This is a genomic window from Flammeovirgaceae bacterium SG7u.111, assembly GCA_034044135.1.
In the GTDB taxonomy this organism is placed as follows: domain Bacteria; phylum Bacteroidota; class Bacteroidia; order Cytophagales; family Flammeovirgaceae.
In genome coordinates this window covers 6660093-6682208 of the sequence record CP139021.1, presented here as the reverse complement: position 1 = coordinate 6682208, position 22116 = coordinate 6660093, and the positions used below count along the sequence as shown (strand labels likewise).

Annotated in this window: 14 protein-coding genes; 6 read left to right on the top strand and 8 right to left on the bottom strand. The window is 41.8% G+C overall.

Annotated features, from left to right (window positions below; translation table 11 throughout):
• Positions 1–40: 40 nt before the first annotated feature.
• A complete protein-coding gene (locus R9C00_25810; protein ID WPO35114.1) occupies positions 41–313 on the top strand; it encodes a hypothetical protein in 273 nt (90 codons plus the stop codon).
• A gap of 251 nt (positions 314–564) precedes the next feature.
• Here the strand turns inward: R9C00_25810 and R9C00_25805 are convergent, their stop codons facing one another.
• Complete coding sequence (locus tag R9C00_25805; protein ID WPO35113.1) at positions 565–2436, bottom strand: T9SS type A sorting domain-containing protein; 1872 nt, start codon at positions 2434–2436, stop codon at positions 565–567.
• 282 nt (positions 2437–2718) lie between these two features.
• Between R9C00_25805 and R9C00_25800 the strand changes: the two genes are divergently transcribed.
• Entirely contained in the window at positions 2719–3744 is a 1026-nt protein-coding gene (locus tag R9C00_25800) for a LacI family DNA-binding transcriptional regulator (GenBank protein ID WPO35112.1), read from the top strand.
• Between the two features lie 74 nt (positions 3745–3818).
• Here the strand turns inward: R9C00_25800 and R9C00_25795 are convergent, their stop codons facing one another.
• Positions 3819–8327, bottom strand: a complete 4509-nt coding sequence (locus R9C00_25795) for a TIR domain-containing protein (protein ID WPO35111.1) — start codon at positions 8325–8327, stop codon at positions 3819–3821.
• Between the two features lie 346 nt (positions 8328–8673).
• Here R9C00_25795 and R9C00_25790 point away from each other — a divergent pair, with 346 nt between their 5' ends.
• A complete protein-coding gene (locus tag R9C00_25790; GenBank protein ID WPO35110.1) occupies positions 8674–9720 on the top strand; it encodes an NAD-dependent epimerase/dehydratase family protein in 1047 nt (348 codons plus the stop codon).
• Between the two features lie 60 nt (positions 9721–9780).
• Here R9C00_25790 and R9C00_25785 read toward each other — a convergent pair whose 3' ends face one another.
• A complete protein-coding gene (locus tag R9C00_25785) occupies positions 9781–10464 on the bottom strand; it encodes a hypothetical protein (GenBank protein ID WPO35109.1) in 684 nt (227 codons plus the stop codon).
• A 289-nt stretch (positions 10465–10753) separates the two neighbouring features.
• Between R9C00_25785 and R9C00_25780 the strand changes: the two genes are divergently transcribed.
• A complete protein-coding gene (locus R9C00_25780) occupies positions 10754–11329 on the top strand; it encodes a DUF4136 domain-containing protein (GenBank protein ID WPO35108.1) in 576 nt (191 codons plus the stop codon).
• Between the two features lie 77 nt (positions 11330–11406).
• Here the strand turns inward: R9C00_25780 and aspS are convergent, their stop codons facing one another.
• Both aspS and recA read right to left on the bottom strand, forming a co-directional pair.
• On the bottom strand, positions 11407–13155 hold the full coding sequence (aspS, locus tag R9C00_25775; protein ID WPO35107.1) for an aspartate--tRNA ligase: 1749 nt from the start codon (positions 13153–13155) through the stop codon (positions 11407–11409).
• 368 nt (positions 13156–13523) lie between these two features.
• Positions 13524–14570 carry a recombinase RecA gene (recA, locus tag R9C00_25770; protein ID WPO35106.1) on the bottom strand — a complete coding sequence of 349 codons (1047 nt, stop codon included), beginning with the start codon at positions 14568–14570 and terminating at the stop codon, positions 13524–13526.
• 386 nt (positions 14571–14956) lie between these two features.
• Here recA and R9C00_25765 point away from each other — a divergent pair, with 386 nt between their 5' ends.
• On the top strand, positions 14957–15847 hold the full coding sequence (locus R9C00_25765; GenBank protein ID WPO35105.1) for a hypothetical protein: 891 nt from the start codon (positions 14957–14959) through the stop codon (positions 15845–15847).
• Between the two features lie 49 nt (positions 15848–15896).
• Entirely contained in the window at positions 15897–17096 is a 1200-nt protein-coding gene (locus R9C00_25760) for a hypothetical protein (GenBank protein WPO35104.1), read from the top strand.
• A gap of 77 nt (positions 17097–17173) precedes the next feature.
• Here the strand turns inward: R9C00_25760 and lhgO are convergent, their stop codons facing one another.
• The 3 genes from lhgO to uvrA form a co-directional block, all read right to left on the bottom strand.
• Entirely contained in the window at positions 17174–18376 is a 1203-nt protein-coding gene (gene lhgO, locus R9C00_25755) for an L-2-hydroxyglutarate oxidase (protein WPO35103.1), read from the bottom strand.
• 42 nt (positions 18377–18418) lie between these two features.
• Positions 18419–18856, bottom strand: coding sequence for a MarR family transcriptional regulator (locus R9C00_25750; GenBank protein WPO35102.1), 438 nt, complete (start codon positions 18854–18856; stop codon positions 18419–18421).
• A 259-nt stretch (positions 18857–19115) separates the two neighbouring features.
• A complete protein-coding gene (gene uvrA / locus R9C00_25745) occupies positions 19116–21983 on the bottom strand; it encodes an excinuclease ABC subunit UvrA (protein ID WPO38795.1) in 2868 nt (955 codons plus the stop codon).
• Between the last annotated feature and the right edge of the window lie 133 nt (positions 21984–22116).

Sequence of the window (22116 nt, the reverse complement as noted above, 5' to 3'; positions counted from 1 at the left end):
TTGATGCACAGTCCATTTTTAACCGATAAACTGTGTACCAATGCAAAAAGAAAATCTTATCCAATGGCTGAACGAAGGAGCAACACCCATTTATGTCGACCTCGGTCAGGTAGAAGTAGAGGTCAATGACATTCAAAACAATATTCTTTACCTCACGCTTCGTACCAATAGCCCGCTTATTGCCCCTTTCCAGCTTTGTAAACTTGCTGTGGAAAACACCAGAAAAGCCCTTAAAAATGATTCGGAAATCACAAAGGTGGTTGCCCGCTGCGAGCTGATGCTCGGTACTTACGAATATGAACTGCCTTGGTAAATGGCTTAAAACTAAATTACCGCTCTATTATAAGGTAGTCATTTTACCATTTTTCAGGTATTATTGACGGTTGCTAGTTTCTCGTTAGGGGTTATTGATTTTTAATTATAAAATATTGGCTTTCAATTGCTTTAGTATTTGGGCTGGTTTTCCTTTTAAAAACTAGTAACAAGAAACCAGTAACTTTCAGTAGAGACAAAAAGAGGTAGCTAAGATGTTTATGAAATACGAGTACTCAGTTTGCCGACTTTTTACTTCTGAACAATGATTTTCTTGACAGATTTGGAGTTCCTGCCGAGCATTTCTAGCAAATAAAGTCCTGCAGGAAGTGTAGATACATCGAACTGTTTTTTTTCGGAAAGAAGGAATGATGCAGATTGGAGCGTTCGACCTGAAAGGTCGATGATACGGGCTTGGAGCACTTCGCCTTCAATGTTGAGGATGTTGGTGGCAGGGTTGGGATATACGGTGGTTTCTAGTTCCACTTCTTCCAACCCATTGGGGTCGGCTTGGGAAAATACGGGGCGGAGAAGCATACTGCCAGGGAAACTGTTGTTTTGAATCCATTTCCCCCCCAAATTATAGTAAATATTTTCTCCTGAAACAGTGTTTTTATCATATCCGATCGTGATGTTTTCTTCACTTACCTGTTCGAAGCCAATGTAGAAATCTCCCTCATCCAAATAGACTGGCTGGGCAAGCTCTATGCGCCTGAACTCATTGAGACGAGAGGGGTATACCAATGGGATATTTTGCATAAAACGTACATTATCGTTGTCCACTTCTGCAGTGTCGATGCTTTGCCACACATAGAGGTTGAATGTTTGTCCAAGGAGGTTATCGCCAATTTGGGTAAGGTACATATCTATGTGGGTAAGCTGGGCTGGTTCATTTTGCTCAAATTTATAAGCAACTTTCCCAAAGCGCTGGAATACGCCAATAGCGTACTCGGCAGTGCCGTCATCGTACGCATAATAATTGTGCAATGCTGTAACGCTTCGGAGCGTGTCGTTATCTCTGGTGTTAATCAGCTCATTCGTCTCATTTGTACCCAGTTGGTAGGTGTATTCGAGCTTGAGAGAATCGTAGCTATCTGTAACAAACGAAAGATCGTTTACTGCTTTTAACGTCAGTTCTTCGAAGGCGAAAATAATACTTGTGCCCGTAAAGCTGGCATTCCCTCTCGATGAGCCTGTTACCAAATTCCCAAAGTCTTGCCCTGAGAAAACATCTTTGATAGAAGTGACATGGGACACCACGTTGAAAGTATCTGATAAGTTTTTGATATTGGAGAAAATAGTATCGGCCGTTTCATTGGCTGGGTCAGCTAAAAACTGCCAAAGAGGCATGGCGGTATAGCGGCTTAGGGCAGGAGTAGGCTGCTTTACTAAAGCTACGTCTAAGCGTCTTTCAGAGATGTCGTCTTCTTTCTTAAAGAAATAGACATAATCCAAATGAAAGGCATCGTAAATACCCGAAAGGCGGGCGATATTTTGGAAACGAAAGCGGAAGTACTGATGGAAAAAGGCTTCATTATCTACAGAAACTTGTACTGTAGCAAAGGGCTTGGTGGTATCACCGTTTACGGACCAGACAGTTTGCCAAACACCTGACGTATCGGCAAATTGTAGGCGGAGGGAATCTTCACTTTCTGGAGCTTCACCAAAGGCTTCGGGTTGCCACTGGAAAGTGATATAGAGCGAATCGCTCGGCTTAAAAGTGCTTAGATCAAAAAAGTGAGAAACTAGGCTGTCAGCCTCGTCATAGTTGAACTCATCATCCAGATCGTAAGGAACTCCATATTCGTCCACCCCATCGAAAGTTGCCACGCCTTTGGAAGGAGCTTCTTCGCTATAATGATTATTGATGTATGCTCCCAGCCCTATTTGTGACCATCGCAAAGTATCGGCATCGCCTTCGTAACCTGAAAAATCATCGAAAAAAGGCAAATTGACAAAAACTGTATCGGGAATAGGCACAACAGATCTTTTATATTCTATATTTTCCTTTTGCCCTGCTTTGGGGATTGGGCTAATGTTTAGTTGGGCAAAAACTTGACTGCCGCAGCTTAGCGTTACAAGGATAAAAAATGTATATAGACAGTGTTTGAAAGCATTCATCATAGTTATAAGCACCTGTTCAGATCAAGGTTTTGAAAAAGCGAGCAAGGCATAAATCTAGCCCTTATTCCTAAAAGACACAGCAATTTAGGGAAAAGAGACGGTTCGAATTTCATAAAAATGATTAAATTAAGTTCGCTTGTTTTAGAAGTGATCTATCGCAAGCGAAAATAGTTGTAATATTACAGGTGGTTTTTTTACCTTTAAAGAATCGAAAATGACCAATCCTGCGTTTGTAGGGCAACATTAGATAAACCATCCAAAGTTTTTTTATATAAAGTTAGTATGAAAAAAAGCCGAATTACAATAAAAGACTTAGCCAAGCAACTCAATATATCTACGTCAACAGTTTCTCGTGCTTTGCGCGATCACCCAGAGATCAACCCTAAAACAAAAAAAGCAGTGTTGGAGTTGGCTCAAGAACTAGATTACCAACCTGATTTGGTTTCGCTTAGCCTTTTGCAAAAAAAGACGAATACCATTGGGGTAATTGTACCAAAAATGGGCTACCATTTTTTCTCTGAAGTGATGGATGGAATTGAAGAGGTGACGAGTGCTGCTGGCTATACGGTTTTGGTGTGTCAAACCAACGAGTCGGTAGATAGGGAAATACTCAATACCAAGCAGTTGACTGCCCGTAGGGTAGATGGTTTTCTTATTTCCATCTGCGGAGAAACAAGCAATTTTGATCATTTTCGCTACATTCAAAAGCAGGGAATTCCTTTGGTGTTTTTTGACAGGGAATGCGAGGAAATGGATACATCAAAAGTATTGGCAGATAATTATAATGCTATCCGCCAAGCTGTAGAGCATTTGATAGACGAAGGTTGCAAGAGGATTGCATTTATGGCTGGCCCTGAAAAGCTCTCGCTCAGTAACTCTAGGCTTCAGGGCTACACCGAAACACTGGAAAAGCATGGGATGTCAACACCAAAAGAGTTGGTAACCCATTGCGATTTTTCAGAGAAAGATACGATTAGGGCTACCAATAAGCTATTGGAATTAGACAAAAAACCTGATGCTATCATAGCAATGAGCGATAGGATTGCCTACAATGCAATGAAGGCAATTAAGGAAAAAGGCTTGCGGATTCCTGAAGATATAGCCATAGTTGGTTTTAATGACGAGCCTGTGGATACGCTTATTAACCCTCCACTTTCAAGCATCAAATTATCGGAGTACCAAATAGGAAAGCAGGCGGCAGAAATTTTGCTCCGCGAAATAGATGCAGAGGATGAGCTTACCCCTGAAATTAAGATGCTGCCAACTGAATTAATCGTACGAGAATCTTCTATGAAGAAAAAGAGATAGTTGTTTTTCCTTCGGCATAAAAAAAGCTCCAGTGAAGACTGGAGCTTTTTTTATGCATGGAACTTTGGCTGAGGCTATACTGCCAATACCGATTGTTCATTTGCTTTTTTGAACGTAGCCTTCTTAAACAGCTCGCTAGTCACCTGCCGTACCGATTCTGGGTAAACTTGCCTTTTTACTAATGTGATGAGCAGCCCCAATCCCAAATATACTAAGATGGCTATGCCTTCAGTAGCAATAACCGCTGTATAAAAGACACTTGCGTTTATAAACATCAGTAGCAAAATCGATATTATTTTTTTGACTTTCTTCATTTTTCTTAGCCAATATTTTAGCACATAATAAATAGGCATAAGAATGATAAGGCCCGTAAGCGTCATGAGCGGCAAAATGATAGGCAAGGCAAGCTGAATGTAAAAGGCTTTAAAGTTTTTGACATAGTAGTTCCTTAACGCAAACCTGATAGGAATAAATACAAACAACCAAGCAATGCTTAGGAGTACTGTAACTATGATGAACCCTGTAATTATGTCTTCTTGCGCATATGGGTCTTGTTGGGTGATTTTGATACTTCTATAAACTGAAAGGATTAAAAATATCACGGCAAGCACCAACTTTAGGATCACTTGGGGTCTTGGTTCTGCCTTCGTTACTATTTTTCTTAGTGACAACATGATGAATACTAATGAGTAGTACAGCAAAAATGACATTTGAGTTGTGCTGCTTGAGGTCATTAGAGAAATCAGAATGAGCCCAAATACAATATAGAACACCGAATAAATACCGATGCTGAGGTAATGATGTTCAAAATAATGCGCCCTATATTGTTTGGCTATCCTGTAAAGGAACACGATAAATAAACTCAATACGAGCAAGATGCTGACATTGTAGTTTAATACGGTTTCTTTTAATGTAGTCAAACCATAATTTGAACGTTCGTTGAAAGTGAGCTCTTGAACTTTCAAATGGCTCACCAAAGTATCTATTTGAGAGCTGGTTGCCCACATGATAGATCCATAAGGAGTGAAGCCTTGGATTTTTTTTCCGTTGGGAGAAAAACGAGCTTGGCTTACCAAGGAGAATTCCTCTACCAATTTCCCCTCTTTCGTGAATAAAGCTACGATGTTTTCTTCCTCAATTGCTGTGTTTTGAACTCCATCACCTTCAGAAAGGGTTTTAGAGAGTTTTTGTAAAAAGGAGATGGATTTTGTTTTTACACAACTAACAATCAGTTTATGCCCATCAGGAGAAAAAGTTACATCTTTAAGGTGTCCGTCCTCCAACAGCTGGATGCCTTCTTGTCGCTTGTTTGAGGTTTTATCGAATTTGTAAAGCCAGATATCACCCAAATCAACAATGGTATAATCTCCATTAGGAGAATAAAACTGCTGTTCATATAAGTCGGTTGATAGTTCAATGGTGGCATCTACCGTACCGTCCATATTATAGCGGGTAATATTTTTGTCTTGGCCTTTTAGAACAAAAGGTGCTTTTTCGGCAAAAAACACTCCGTTGTGCTCGCCTATTTCAAAACTTCTTTGTTGCAGTGTTTCTGTATCGTGTCCACGATAGTACATGTCATTAAATGGGACCTCAAACATGAGGTTTCCACTAGTATTCCATACATAGGTGGGGGACTCGTACGAGCGAGTAATGATGTAAGGGGGGGCTTCTTCCGTGGCATGGGAAAAAGCAAAATAAGTTGGTTCAGCTTCAAGTGGTAAGGTCAGCTTTTTACCATTGCTAATGGTGTGCAAATAGACACTACTCTGACCTGCTAAGGTATAAAGGATAAATTTTTCATTTGGAGAGAAAATGTACATATCTAGGTCTCCCAAATTCCCAAATTCTTTATCGGACTTAGTATTTACAATGCGGTAGCCATTTTTTCCAGCTTCCTTAGAAATATAGTATTTGCGAGAAGGTGAGAAACTCAGGTCCTCAATTCTTCTCACTTTTTTCTTGTTGTACTTATCTTTAAGAAAGTCCCAAACTATTATGGGAGCTGATGGATTACTTGTTTTTATAAGGATTTCTTCTTCGCTGTGAGAGCCTAAACCAAAGTAAGCATCTACAATGTCAAGGTTTTCATCTTTTTTATAATTCAACTCATTTATCAGCTCTCCTTCCGAAGTCCAAATTTTTACCGAAAGTATTTCCCCATAGTTACCATAATCATACGCATCTTCCTCAAGCAGTTCTTGTGTCCCTTCATAATAATCTTCCGACGATTCCTTACTTTCATAGTCATCTAGGTAGGCATCAAAATCATTTCCAATGGTCAAGATGTATTTTCCATCAGGGGAATATTTGATTTTTTTTACCTGAGTATGTGGAAGGCTCACATACAAATTCTCCCCGCTGTAATCTTGGATAATGGAGCAGATATTTTTTACCAAATGCGGAGGCTTTGGCTGGTCGCTGTCAAAATGGTATGCTTCATAAGCTAAGCGAATCGCTTTTTGCGGGTTGCGCTGAGCATAATTTTGCGAGTCGAAGACCAGTTTTTGAAGGCTCACTTGTTCCGATTGCTCTGCCGAGCGGAAGGAAATCCAAACAGTAACCAAAGCGACTAATAGGAAAATCCCTACCCCGGCCATCATCATTTGGCGGGCTTTTTTCTCTTTCTGGGTGGTTCGTTCTAGTTCCAAGCGGCTTTGCTCTATAAACTCCTCTTGGAGGACCGAAACCTCTGGCGTCTTGTTGTCGTGCTTTGAGACGTCCATCCAGGCAGCGGCATCTTCGTATTCTTGCCCCCTCAACAACATGGTAATAGGCTTGCCCTTTTTCTCCCAGTCTAATGCCTGTTGCGACCAGTATGTATGCTCCTGCACATATTCCCGGTCGGTGTCTATTGTTCGGATAAGTTCCCCAAAAGAGGTGTTGAAATCTGTATTTCCTGAACTAAAGTCTATCCACTGTACATTCCCGAGGGCAGGAGGAAGTTTTTCCACGTCTATATCTCGGTACAAAATAGTGACAAACCTTTTTCCAAGCTCTTCGGCATAGGCAACCTCCCCGGCGCAATATTCCGAAGCAATGGCATCGGGCGTGAGGATGAAAAGCACATTGTCGGCGGTTTCTATGCCCTTGTTTATTTCTGTTTGGAAATCACTGCTAGAAGCGATGGATTCGAGGTCGAACCACGTAGTTTTTCCATTGAACTGGAGGGCATGGTTTATTTTTCGGGCAAAATCTCCATCGGTTCTCGAATAAGAAACAAATACATCTGTGCCGAGCTGTCCACGTTTCTGGTCACTTATTGTAATAAACTCTTCGTGCAACTCCAGCGGCCGATGTGTCTTGCGCTTTTTGCCCAAAGCAAGCCAAGTCAAGGCTTCGTCGAGGTTGTAGCCTCTCAGCAAGATACTTGGGTTTTTGTGCTGGCGTTCCCATTTGAGTGCTTGGGTGAGGAAAACCTTATGCTTATTGTAATAGTCTTGGTCGTTGCCCAGCTCCCTCAAAATATCGTCAATATCTTTTTGGAAATCAGCTTCAACAGTATTGTCGGTGAAGTCGATGTACTGGATATCCACAATTTCTTCGGGGAATTTTGAGCTGTCCACAGGCTCTACCAAAAGAGGGATTACCCGCTTGTTTAGCTCCTTGGCATATTCCAGTTCCCGTTTGCAATAGTCGGAAACCACCGATTCCTCGGTGATGAAAAACAATAGGTTATCCGCTTGCTCTATTCCTTCTCGTATAGCTTCGTGGAAGTTGGCACTCGATTTTATATCTCTGCTATGCGTCCAGCTTGTAATCGCTCGGTGCGAAAGTGCCATCGAGACCCTTTCCCTAATCGGGCGGTTTTCCGAAGCATACGAAATGAACACATCGGTAAGTAAGTTATTCGCATTTTTCTTGCTCTCGGCAATAAACTCTGCGTGCAAGTCTGACGGATGGCAGGGAGGCTGGGCTGGTGGCGTGAAATCGGTTAGCAACCATTTTTCAGCTTCCATCCGCTCTTTTCCTACCAATAAATTAGCAGTCACCTTATTTTTACTTTGCCATATCAGTGCTTTTTCTAAAATGGCCGTATGCTGGTGAACGTATTGCTTGTCTTTTTCTATTAGCTCTACTAGTTTAGTAGCCGAGCGATCAAAATTGTCTATTCCTTCAAAACCTTCATAATGCTTCCAGTTTTCGAGGTACGTTGCATCTTGGAGCTTCTCCCACTCTTGGCTTTTGCCCCAGTGCTCCAATTCTTCTTTGTCTCCTATTTTTTCCCTACAAAAAATATAGTCACGCTTGCTAGCCTCTACATGAATATTATCCCAAACCTCTTTTGAGCTAGGTTCAATGTGCATGATAGGAATAATTCTTTTCCCAAGAGAAACCGCTAGGTCAATTTCTTTTTTACAATAAATAGAATTGATGCTGTGGGGGGCAAGAATGATGATGAAATTATGGGCGTTTTCTATGCCATTGTCTATTCGCTGTTGGTAATCGTCGCCATGGGGAATATTTACTTTATCGAACCAAGCATCCATCCCCGCCATGCGGAGCTGCTTGTAAATTCGGGCAGCGAAAGAAATACTTTCCGCTCTTCCATAAGAGATGAAGGCGTCTTTAAAATGAGACATAGTGTTAATAGTTATGTAGGATTCGTGTTAAGCATTACCATAGAACAGGACAAAAAATACTCCCGTTTATGGAAATTTGAACGCTTCAAAGCGTAATTTATTGATTCTCAACCGAAAGAAGAAATAGGATTTTGACGAGTTTTTTTATAGGGTGGAAGTGTAATTCCGATAAAAAGAATTTATTTTGGCGGGTCTAAAAAGAGATATTAGAGATTGGGGGCTAGAAGTTTGAAAAATACGTCCAATTGTATTTAGATAAAGCAATTCTCTAGCTCTTAACTAATTGGCTTTAAAGCAAAAAAACGGAAGGAACTACCGAGGTTTCTTCTCAAAAAGAAAATAACAAATGGCTAAAGTACTTATCACAGGAACAGCAGGGTTTATAGGATCACATTTGGCACACAAACTTGCCGACCTTGGGCATGAAGTAGTGGGGCTAGACGCTATCAATGAATATTACGACGTGAACCTCAAATATGGGCGCTTAGAACGCCAAGGAATTGAGGTGAAAAATATTGTTGACGGAGAGTTGATAAAAGGAAGTGGAAATATTTCTTTCATCAAACTTGCTTTGGAGGAAAGTAAGGAGAAAATGTACGAGCTTTTTGAAAGCGAAAAGTTTGATTACGTGATCAACCTAGCGGCACAAGCAGGAGTGAGGTATTCCCTCCAAGTTCCCGAAGCTTACGTAGACAGCAATGTCTCTGGCTTTTTGAACATTTTGGAAGCTTGCCGCAAATATCCTGTGAAGCACTTGTTATATGCCTCTAGCTCTTCGGTGTATGGGTTAAATACAGAGGCGCAGTTCAAAGAAAGCCACCCAACCGAGCACCCTGTTTCCATCTACGCTGCTACCAAAAAAGCAAACGAGATGATGGCACATTCTTATTCGCACCTGTTCGGTATTCCGACTACTGGTCTGCGGTTTTTTACAGTGTATGGACCTTGGGGCAGGCCCGATATGGCATTGTTTATTTTCACAAAAAAAATCCTCGCCGACGAGCCGATAGATGTGTACAACTATGGAAAAATGCAGCGTGACTTTACGTACATCGACGACATTGTAAATGGAATAGCCAACCTGATGCCTGTAGCTCCTCAACGGAAAGACATCAAAGAATTGCCTTCCGATACTAGTAGTGCACCATTCGATATTTACAATATTGGAAACAGTAATCCTGTAAACTTGATGGATTTTGTGAAGGGGATAGAAAAAGCCTTGGGCAAAAAAGCGAAGATCAATCTGATGCCTATCCAGCCTGGGGATGTGCCTGCCACCTCAGCAGCCATGGACAAAATGAAGGAAAAAATCCACTACATGCCCGATACGAGTATAGAAGAAGGTACTGCGAAGTTTATAGAATGGTATTTGGAGAATTACCATAAGAAATAAAATAGATTATGGACAAAAGGCAGCCAAGTGGCTGCCTTTTTTTATGCATATTCGAGACGATTAATCTCTCATATCTTTATAATAAATCTCGGTGTTTCGGAATAGCTTGAAGCTAAGGGCAAAGTAAAATACGTTGGCATCAAAATTTTCAAATGGTTTTACAGATACACCATTTTGCATTTCGGAATAGTCCTTATTGAAAAAGTTGGTGAGGTAGTATTTGAACTTCAGGTTTGCCCCGTAAGGGAATTGGACTCCCAACACTACTGTATTATAAATAGAGGGAGTGCGCTTGCTGAACCAAACATTAAATTTATCAGTCTTCCTTTCCCCTTCAAAGGTTTTCTCTTTGTAGTTAAAAGGGATTTCTAGCTCGTATCCTCCATAGAGAAAAAGTCCGTCAAGGTTCCCAAATTTGACACCAAAAGGAATTCCAAGGTTATAGTTCCTGTATTTTTTCTTGATATCGGTATTGGGGTCTTTGTAGATAAACCCTACGTTCCGAACTGCCAACCCACTGTACACACCAAAGTTTGGGCTCATATCGTAGTTGACCATATTCTGGAGGTTGAACACGGGCGAAAAGCGCATGATATTTCCCTTCTCGTTCCCGTTATTGTCTATCTGGGCAAAAGAAAAAATCATTTCACCTCCAGAGGTTGTGTAAACTTGGCCCGACTGTGCATTAGTTTCAGCGGTAACAAACAGCGTCAGAATTGCTAGTACAGTATAAATCTTCTTCATTTGAGTTGGGTTGATTGGTAAAAAGTTTAGTTAAGAATATGTTTAAAATTTAAGTTTTCAGCAAAAGCGATCACCGCAGTGGCGGACTGCTGTGAGGTTCCATAATTGGACAGACGCCCTGTGATCGTCTACAGCGAAATAGGTAAAGCTTAAACATGCTCTAAATATCAAATAACATACATAAGACAAAATAAACTCAGAAAGTCCTAAAGCGAAGTAAAAAAAGTGCATACTCTTTTGGTGTAAAGCAAATAAGTACTCAATTTGTTTCTTTCAAAAAAACTTAACTATGACTAAGTATACAAAACCTCTTTTTGTGAAAATGTTTTTAATTTCACTCACAGCCATTTTTGCCAATTGCTCTTCCAGCCAAGTGTATTTCGATTACGATAGAAGTGTCGATTTTGCCAAGTACACAACCTACAAGGTAGAGCATGCAACTCCCGAGGAAGTCCAAAAGATGAAGATCATAATGACCGATAAGCTATATGTGCTGGAAGCGGCTATTCATGATCAGATGAAGGCTAGAGGCTATAAGGAATCAGAAGATGCGGACATAATTATCGTGTACAACGTGAATGTGGAAACTCAGGAACGGGTGAATAACACCACCGTTTCAGTTGGGGGAGGAAGTTATTATGGAGGGGTAGGGTTTGGCTATAGCGTAGGAAAAACTATTCCAAAAGTCAGCTACTATAAAACTGGAACAGTGATGATTGACTTAGTAGACTCAGAAAAAAAAGAGCTAGTTTGGCACGGAGCTGCCCAAAGTGAGATCACCAAAAAGGAATCACAGATCGACAGCCAAATCAACTATGTAGTGAAGCATATTTTTTCGAAATACAAATTTAAAGTTGCCCAGTAGGATTGAAATTGGGCAAAAAGAAAAGGACATCAGCTTTAAAACTGATGACCTTTTTAAGTTTATAAGAATAGCTATACTTAGTCTAGGGTTTTGATCCCTAGTTCTTTTAGCTGCTCGTTGTTTGCCACAGAAGGCGAGTCGATCATCACATCTCTGCCCGAAGTGTTTTTAGGGAAAGCGATGAAATCACGGATGGAGTCAACTCCACCAAATAAAGAACAGATTCGGTCGAAACCGAAGGCAATACCGCCATGTGGAGGTGCGCCGTACTCAAATGCTTCCATCAAGAAACCAAACTGAGCTTGAGCTTCTTCTTTGGTAAAACCAAGTGCGTCAAACATTTTCGACTGGATGTCGCGGTCGTGGATACGGATAGAGCCTCCGCCAATTTCCACACCATTGATGACCATATCGTATGCATTTGCCCTCACTTCGCCAGGCTGGTCGGCTAGCTTTTCCATATCTTCCGGTAGTGCCGAGGTGAATGGGTGGTGCATCGCATGGTAGCGCTGGCTTTCCTCGTCCCATTCGAGCAGTGGGAAATCCAATACCCAAAGTGGCTTGAAATCTTCACGGTTTCTTAAGCCCAGACGCTCACCCATTTCGAGGCGGAGTTCGCTCATTGCCTTGCGGGTTTGAGCAGCTTCTCCTGAAAGGACCAACATCAAATCGCCAGGCTTCGCATCTGCTTTTTCTGCCCAAGCTTTCAAGTCTTCTTGCGAGTAAAATTTATCTACCGATGACTTAAATGTGCCATCTGCATTGCATTTTACATAAACCATTCCTCTTGCTCCAATTTGAGGACGTTTTACCCAGTCTGTGAGTGCATCAAGTTGTTTTCGGGTATAATCGCCACAGCCTTCGGCACAGATAGCAACTACCAATTCCGAATCGTCAAAAACTTTGAAGCCTTTCCCTTGAGCCACATCGTTGAGTTCAACAAACTTCATCTCGAAACGGATATCTGGTTTATCGTTGCCATAATATTTCATAGCATCGGCAAATGACATACGTGGGAATTCAGGTAACTCAATGCCTTTCACTTCTTGGAATAGGTATTTCATCAAGCCTTCAAATGTGCTTAAAATATCTTCACGAGTCACAAACGCCATTTCGCAGTCAATCTGCGTAAACTCTGGCTGCCTATCGGCTCTCAAGTCTTCGTCCCTAAAGCACTTCACTATTTGGAAATAGCGGTCAAAACCACTGATCATCAGCAATTGCTTGAAAGTCTGTGGAGATTGGGGCAGTGCATAAAACTGACCTGGGTTCATCCTAGAAGGTACCAAAAAGTCCCTTGCGCCTTCGGGAGTCGACTTTATTAAGACAGGAGTTTCTACTTCCATGAAGTCCTGCTTGTCGAGGTAATCACGGGTTGACTTGGAAATACGGTGCCTCAACTGTAGTTTGCTTCTAACCACATTACGCCTCAAATCCAAGTAGCGGTATTTCATGCGCAACTCTTCTCCACCGTCGGTCTCATCCTCAATTTTGAAAGGAGGTACTTTTGCCCCGTTGAGTACGGTAAGCTTTTCAATTTTAACTTCTATATCTCCTGTTGGGATTTTATCATTTTTGGAAAAACGCTCGGCAACTTCTCCTTCTACTTGGATCACAAACTCACGACCCAAGCCTTTCATCGCTTCTAGCAATTTAGGATCGGTCACACCGTTTTCGCCAAATATTTGGGTTGTGCCATATCTATCTCTAAGGTCGATCCAAATGAGCGCACCTTTGTCTCTAACAATTTGTACCCAGCCCGAAAGCGTAACTTTTTGACCCACATTTTCTTGTCTCAGTTCGCCACATGTATGAGTTCTCAACATGATTTTGGTAATTTGTTTTTGGAATAAAAGAGCAAAAAAAAGCCCTTTTCTAGTTAAAAATTTATGGGTGGCAAAATTACAGATTTAATCTGTTTGCGTACGATTTAGGTTTAACTATTTACAGCAAACCCTTTATTTTTTTCAAAATCATTTAAGTTTTCCCAGTTTTTTTGAGAATAAAAAAAGCTGCAAGGTTTCCCAAGCAGCTTCTAAGAAGAAGTTAGAGGCTGGAAGCTAGACGTTAGATATGGTAGTTTACTTTTTCTAACTTCTGGCTTCTAACCTCTTCACAATTAAACTTTTACAATTACTCGAATTGTCAAGTGATTTCAACGTGTGATGAAGTCCCTATTGTGATTTACACTAATCTAATCCTCTTTTTTCTCTTCCTCTTGTGCAGGAAGTGAGTCTTTGTTGATAATCGCTTTTATCTTGCTCTCAAGCTCTTCCATCAGTTCAGGATTGTCCCTTATTAGCTCTTTTACGGTTTCGCGACCTTGTCCCAGTTTTGTACCATTGTACGAGAACCAAGAGCCTGATTTTTGGATAATTTCCATATCTACGCCCATGTCCAAAATTTCACCTGCTCGGGAAATTCCTTCTCCATAGAGAATATCAAATTCAACTACTTTGAATGGAGGGGCAACTTTGTTTTTCTGGATTTTAACTCGAGTTCTATTACCCGTAATATTGTCCGCAGATTCTTTTATTGCTCCAATTCTTCTAATATCGAGCCTCACAGAACTGTAATATTTTAGGGCATTACCACCCGTAGTGGTTTCCGGATTACCGAACATCACACCAATTTTCTCACGCAACTGGTTGATAAAGATACAGCAGCAATTTGTTTTGCTAATTACCCCTGTCAGCTTCCTGAGTGCTTGGGACATCAACCTTGCCTGAAGACCCATTTTGCTATCGCCCATGTCGCCTTCTAGCTCGGCTTTTGGTACAAGTGCCGCTACCGAATCGACTACGATAATATCGATTGCTCCTGAGCGAACAAGGTGTTCGGTTATTTCCAACGCTTGCTCACCATGATCGGGCTGGGCTACTAGCAAGTTGTCCAAATCAATTCCTAATTTTTCAGCATAGAGCTTATCGAAAGCATGTTCTGCATCTACAAATGCGGCAATGCCTCCTTTTTTCTGAGCTTCTGCAATACTGTGGAGCGCTAAGGTAGTTTTACCCGATGATTCAGGTCCGTAGATCTCGATTACCCTTCCGCGTGGCAAACCACCAACGCCAAGTGCCAAATCCAAGCCCAATGAACCAGTAGAGATGCTTGGTACATCTACGATAGTTCCATCATTAAGCTTCATTACAGCGCCTTTGCCGTAGGTTTTTTCAAGCTTCGCTATGGTAAGCTCCAATGATTTTTCCTTCTCTTGTCTTATTTTGTCTTCTGTTGCCATTTTGCGTTATTTTATTCTTTCTAATTTAATTATTCTTTACAAAAAAGGAGTGAGTTGTTGCTTATCTTTTTTTACCAAAATATGAGCTTGATAGATAGTCAGGTTCAGACACTTCTCCTTTAATTGATGATGTAAAGAAAATCATTCAGACCGTAAGCTATTTACGGTTGCTAAATAATAAAAATTTTTTTTCTGTTTTGCCTCAATTCCCCACCCCTCAATTTGGTCTGATTTCTGTGTGTAAATGGACGTTAACGCAAAAAAATATTGCATAAGCAATTTTCTAGCAAAGTCCGAGGTTTCAATAATGTCACCGTTCTATAAATTTTAATCACAAACATTAAGGGAATATGGTCAAGATTTTTACTAACAGTAAACCAATGTTTATGGGAAAAAAGCCCCTGAAGAAAGTTGTGTTGCTGCTGCTTTCTCTTGTTTTGGTTGCTCCCCAGCTTCTCTCCGCGCAAGACTTCTTTATAGGTATGAAAGGAGGTGCGAATTTTACCAGTGCTCTAGTTTCTGGAAATCACTCTGTTTTTAATTATACTTCCCAATCAAAAGTTCCTGAGGGCTTCGATAGGAAATATGACGGTCAGTTTGATGGGAAAATAGGGACTCAATTTGGTTTTTTAGTACAAATGGAAACCAGATCTGGGCTGGGTTTTAGCTTTGAACCTAGCTATGCCACGTATAAGTTTGGCTACGAAAACAGCTACAGTTGGCAACATCCAGAGCTTGCCGATCAGTTTGTGGAAATGACCTTCCGCCACGACCACAGACTTAACTATATGGAGCTTCCTTTGTTTGTGAAGTTCAATTTCCTAAAAGGCGTGGTTTCTCCTTACATACAAGGTGGTGGGTTTTATAACTTTTTAATAGATGCGGGCAAGACCGTGACCCAAACCAGAATGGATGCGGCTGCCGGAGGCCTGCAAGAGCTTACAGGTGATAACAATGAAGTTGGGATTACCAATTTATTGCACGACAACACCTTTGGCTTGGCGGCAAGTGGGGGGATCAGTATCAATACTGCATTTGTGAGGATTTCACTAGAATGTAGCTACCGCCACTTCATGAAAAATATCACCAACCCAAATGCAAGATATAGCGATGCCCGTTCCTCCATGCTTTCTTTCGATGTGATGGACGATATCTCGTTTCAAAGCTTACAGTTTTCGATGACGGCTCTTTTTCCGCTAAGCTTCATGCATACGCCTGGAAATGGAAGTAAGGGAAAGAAAACAGTGGTTCCTTACGATATGCGTCGCATGAAATAAGCTCACTTTTTTACCAACAGCTAGTTCAAACTCTTGAAAAAAATATAAAATGCTTAAACTCTGCAAACTCTCAATTTTACTTTTTCCATTGCTACTTGGCTGGGGCTGTAGCTCAGATAGTGAAGAAGTAATTCTGCCGAACAACCGTTTTACCAAAGTATATGACAACTACGATTTCAGCAGTAGTTTTTACCCTTTAGATTTGAAGCAAACTGCCGATGGCGGCTTTTTGATATTGGCGCAAACCGAAGTAGATATTTCTGACTTTGGCGGTGTGTATGTGATGAAAACAGACGATGAGGGAAATTTTGTGTGGGAAGTACCTGCTTCGGGTTTTGTAGCTCCTACTTCCAACCTGATGGAAATCAATGGCTCTTTTTATTTTATGTGTATGGATCCGAGTGCTTCTGGTTCATACCTTATGAAAGTTGATGAAGTTGGGCAGGGCTTGCAGGTAGCGGGAACATACGGATCAATTAGCTATCCGCTCAGTACCATTGCTACTCCCGAAGGTGGAGTGGGGGTACTAGGGTTCAATAGGGATGGGCAAAGCTCAACATTCAGCAAGTTGAAATCAGATTTTTCTGAAGACTGGACGCAGAGTTTCCAGATTTTGGACGACCCAGATGAAGCTATTTTCAATCATCTGACCAATCCTAACAAACGTTTGCCATTTTTTGTGGGTAACCTCAACGGAGGCGGATTTTATGTAAACGGCTTTTATAACTATACCCTTTCTGTGATGTTTTTGGACGTGGAAGGACAATGGACTGGTGTGATGAATGGTTTCCGTGACGATGGTGCAGTCAGTGCTATGAACCATATTACAGGTGATGATTTTGCCGTTTCAAGATTCACATTTGGAAAAAATTATGTACATCCTCGTATTGCTATAGATAAGGCTGGTGTAAGCTCAAGTGAAGACTTGGAAGGAAATGAATACCCCGAATTGCAGCCAAACGCAAATGTGAGAATTCATTCGATGACCTACGAAAGTCAAAACCTGACTATCTATGCGATGGATTCTAAATCGAATCAGATCGTTTTGTATTCTTATGATGAAGATACGGGCGAGCTTTTAGGAAATAAATATTTAGGTTTTTCGGAAGGGTATAAAATTGCTGGGCTGGTAGAAACTGCTGACAAGGGAATGGCGATTGCCGCACTTACCTATGTAACCGGAAGGTTCCCTAGGATCAGCCTTTTCAAAATATCTGAGGGAGATGTGAAGAAATTGATTGGGAAATGAAATCAAGTAAGCCTAGTCCCCAAAAAAGAGCTTGCAGCAACCTGCAAGCTCTTTTTTGGGGTTTTAAAAGTACTTTTTTATTCATTAAGATGATGTATAGCCAATTTAGAAACCGTGCTGCCAATGGCTAGGGAAGAAGTTGCTGCTGGCGAAGGGGCATTCAACACGTTGATCACGTGTTCGGTTTCCACTATTTTGAAATCGTCGATAAGGCCTCCACTTCTGTCACAGGCTTGTGCGCGAACTCCTGCGCCTCCCGGTACCAAATCTTCTTCCTGTATTTCGGGAATGAGTTTTTGTAAAGCCTTGGTAAATGCTTTTTTGGAGAATGAGCGGTAAAATTCGCCTATACCTGTTTGCCAATATTTCACTGCTACTTTCTGGAACCCTGGCCACGTGATAGATTCGGCAAATTCGGTAAAATTAAAAGCCATTTTGCTATAGCCTTCTCGCTTAAATGCAAATACAGCATTGGGCCCTGCCTCTATTCCTCCGCCAATCATGCGGGTAAAATGTACGCCCAAGAAAGGGAAATTAGGGTCGGGGACAGGGTAGATCAGGTTTTTGACCAAATGATGCTTTTCAGGCACTATTTCATAATATTCCCCCCTGAATGGAATGATCCGAACATCAAGTTTTTCAGAGCAAAAGCCAGCTATTTTATCGGAGTATAACCCTGCACAGTTGATGGCCAGTTTGGTCGTATACGTCTTGTCAATGGTGATTATTTCCGAGTAGCGGTTATGCCTTTTTATGTTGATGACTTTCGCTCCTGTAATTATTTCCCCACCTTTTTCCTGTATTAGTTCTGCATACTTAGCCGATACTTGCTTAAAGTCGACAATGCCTGTGTAGGGCACATCAATTCCCGCAATGCCTGCTACATGAGGCTCTATTTCTCTCAATTCGGCTTGGCTGATTTTCCTGATTTTGCCTAGCCCATTTTTAAGCCCTCGGTTATAAATATTTTCCAAAGGAATTTTTTCGGCTTCAGAAGTCGCTACAATCACTTTTCCACAAAGGTCATATTCAATTTCATGTTCATCGCAGAAGGCTAACAACCTTTGGTAACCAGAAATACAGTTTTTTGCCTTGAGGCTGCCTGGCTTATAATAAATTCCCGAGTGGATTACCCCACTATTGTTGCCTGTCTGGTGTTTGGCTACACCACTTTCTTTTTCAAGCAAAGCGAGTTTTACCCCAGGTTTTTTTTCTAGTATTTTATAAGCTGTGGCCAAGCCAACAATGCCACCTCCAATCACAACTACTTCGTATTCCATAATGTGTTATTAATAGGTATGAGTATAAAAAATCTTTGACGGTCAGTCAAAGTTATTGCAAATCTTTTCTAGAATACGCGAGAGCTCATTAAAATCATTGTCGTCGAGACCTTGCCAGCCCGTTCGCCGCATATCAAGCACCACAGGGTAGACCTCTTTTACTTTTTCTCTCCCCAGTTCGGTCAGGTGAACATTAAAACGCCGCCTATCATCTTCGTTTACCCTGCGCTCGGCTAGCTTTTTCTTACAAAGCAAATCGATAATCCTCGTAACAGTAGGTGCATCCTTATTTGACTGTTCGGCAATAACTTTCTGGCTTACGCCCTCCTTTCGGTTCAATAGCTCTAGAAGAACCCATTGGTCAATGGTTAACCCCAACTCTTTTTCGTTGAAGTTCTTTTGGAGATGTTGTCGTATTTTTTTGATAGTACGTTCAATCAATACCCCATAGTTCTTACTTTCTTTGTGTTTTAATGCCAAAGCGTGGTTGTTTTACTATGAATAATTTTCCCTTATCTGCTCTAAAAATACGCTAGGATACAAGGTTTATCAAAAAAAAGTCTCGGTTTTAACTAAAATAGAGGAGGTTAGGTGGTTTTTTCAGTGCTTTTGGCTCAAGTAAGGAGTAAATAACGCAAAGGGTTGGATGTATTTTAGGGGCGAGCAGGCAGAATATTAGATACACCCAATTAAGCACATCTAAACATCTCCTGAAGCATAAAATTCGCAACCTGCAACTTTACTTCTTCCCCGTCTTCAACTCTTCTTTCAAAAACTTTCCTGTATAAGAGTTTTTCGACTTAGCTACTTCCTCTGGAGTGCCTGAGCAAACAATGGTTCCGCCGCCTTCTCCGCCTTCAGGGCCTACATCTATCAAGTGGTCCGATACTTTTATCACGTCAAGGTTGTGCTCAATGATCAAAACTGTGTTGCCCTTATCCACTAACTTGTTCAGTACATCAAGCAAGTGCTGGATATCTTGGAAATGCAGCCCCGTAGTTGGTTCATCGAGGATGTAAAGCGTGTTTCCTGTGTCTTTTTTAGAGAGCTCGGTGGCAAGTTTTACCCGCTGCGCTTCTCCGCCCGAAAGTGTGGTGGCATGTTGCCCAAGGGTAATGTATCCCAGCCCTACATCGTTGAGGGCCCTTACTTTTCTTACAATCTTCGGTTGGTTTTCAAAAAACTCAGAAGCTTGTTCCACAGTCATGTCCAACACATCGGAAATTGATTTCCCTTTGAACCTAACTTCCAAGGTTTCTCGGTTGTAGCGTTTGCCTTTGCAGGTTTCGCAGTCGATGTACACATCTGGCAAAAACTCCATTTCCACCAGTTTTTTACCACCTCCACCACAGGTTTCACACCTTCCGCCTTTCACATTGAAGGAGAAACGACCAGGTTTGTAGCCCCTGATTTTTGATTCGGGCAAGTTGGCAAATAGCGAACGGATTTCAGAGAACATCCCCGTGTAGGTAGCCGGATTGGAGCGAGGAGTTCGCCCAATGGGAGACTGGTCAACTTCAATTACTTTGTCAAGATCTTTTATTCCTTTCACTTCTTTGTAAGGCAAAGGATCTTTGCGAGAACGATAGAAAAGTTGGCTGAAAATAGGGTGAAGGGTATCGTGGATCAGGGTAGATTTTCCACTGCCCGAAACGCCCGTAACACAGACCATTTTACCCAAAGGGATTTCTAAATCTACATTCTTTAAATTATTTCCCGAGGCGCCAATCAGCTCAATAGATTTCCCGTTCCCTTCCCTTCTTTTCTTTGGAACTTCAATGGCAATTTCCCCTTTTAGGTATTTCGCCGTCGTTCCATTTTTCTTCACAAACTCATCAGGGTGTCCATCGGCTATCACCTTTCCTCCATGCATCCCTGCTCCAGGACCAATATCCAAAATGTAGTCAGATTCCAGCATCATGTCCTTGTCGTGCTCCACTACTACTACCGTGTTGCCCAAGTCGCGGAGGTCATGTAGAGCTTTTATCAGCTTCACGTTGTCACGCTGGTGTAAGCCAATGCTCGGTTCATCCAAAATATAAAGCACGCCAACTAGCTGTGTTCCAATTTGGGTGGCCAACCTGATCCGTTGTGCCTCTCCGCCCGAAAGGGTCTTGAGCGGGCGGTTCAAGGTCAAATAATCGAGCCCCACATCGAGCATGAAGCCAATTCTTTTCCTTATTTCTTTCAAAACTTCCCCGGCAATCTGAAGCTGTCTTTTGCTAAGGCGATCTTCCAAATGCTCGAACCACTCCCAAAGATGGCTAATGTCTTTGGTCGCTAGTTGAGAAATATTTGCTCCGTCTATTTTAAAATGGCGAGCTTGTTTGTTCAGTCGCTCTCCTTCGCAGTCGGAGCAGGTTCTGGTCACCATAAACTCTTCCACCCATTGCTGGGTTTTATCGCTGCCAGAGTCCATTTGTTTTTCAAGGAAATGGATAATTCCTTCAAACTTGGTTTTCCATTTTGTGCCAGGATATTTCACCGAATTGACCGCAACTTCCTTATCACTTCCAAAAAGGATCAGTTCCAGTACTTCTTTGGGTATTTTTTCAATGGGCGTGCTTATGCTCAGTTCAAAATTTTTGAGCAATGCTTCCAGTTTTTTGAAAATCCAGATATCACGGTACTCGCCCAAAGGCAAAATTCCCCCTCGGCTAATGCTTTTGCTTGGGTCAGGGATGATCGACTCTTTGGTGATCTCGCTTACTTGCCCCATGCCTTTGCAAGTAGGGCACCAGCCGTAAGGCGAGTTGAAAGAGAACAAGTTGGGAGCAGGTTCGTCGTAAGCTATGCCTGTGGTGGGGCACATCAGGTATTTGGAAAAATGGCGGACAAGTTCCTTGTCTATTCCGTCTTGCTCGGGCAAAAGAGCCATCATGATACCCTTTCCATGCTTCAATGCAGTTTTTATCGATTGGGTAAGGCGGTATTTGTCTTCTTCGTTCACCACTATCCTGTCCACCACTATTTCTATATCGTGGATTTTGTACCTATCTACCTGCATTTTAGGTGTAAGGTCTAGGATTTCCCCATCCACTCTTACTTTACTGAAACCCAGTTTTCGTACTTGTACAAACAGTTCTCGGTAATGCCCTTTTCTACCTTTCACCATAGGGGCGAGCAACATCATTTTTTTGCCGTCGTGGTGTTGGAGAATCTGGTCTATGATTTGGTCTTCCGTCTGCTTGATCATTTTTTCGCCCGTGTTGTACGAAAAAGCATCGCCAGAGCGGGCAAAAAGTAAGCGGAGAAAATCATAAATTTCCGTGACCGTACCCACCGTGGAGCGAGGGTTTCGGGAAGTAGTTTTTTGTTCGATGGAAATCACAGGGCTAAGACCGTTGATCTTATCGACGTCAGGGCGTTCCATGTTACCAATGAAAGAACGGGCATACGCCGAAAAGCTCTCCATGTAGCGGCGCTGACCTTCGGCGTAGATAGTATCGAACGCCAAAGACGATTTCCCGCTTCCGCTAATGCCCGTGATCACGACCATTTTGTTGCGGGGGAATGCTACATTTATATTTTTGAGATTGTTTTCTCTTGCTCCAATAACCGTGACCTGTTCCAAATCGGGTGATGCTGCTCCGTTGGCTTCAGGTATTGCTGTCTCAGTGATTTCCAATTCTCCTGTAGGATTGTTTGTTAAATTAATTTGAAAATTAGGGCTTTAAGAGCCTACCTTTCCAATGCGATAAACGCAAAAATAGCAAGCTTTGAGGACAAGCTCTAATAAA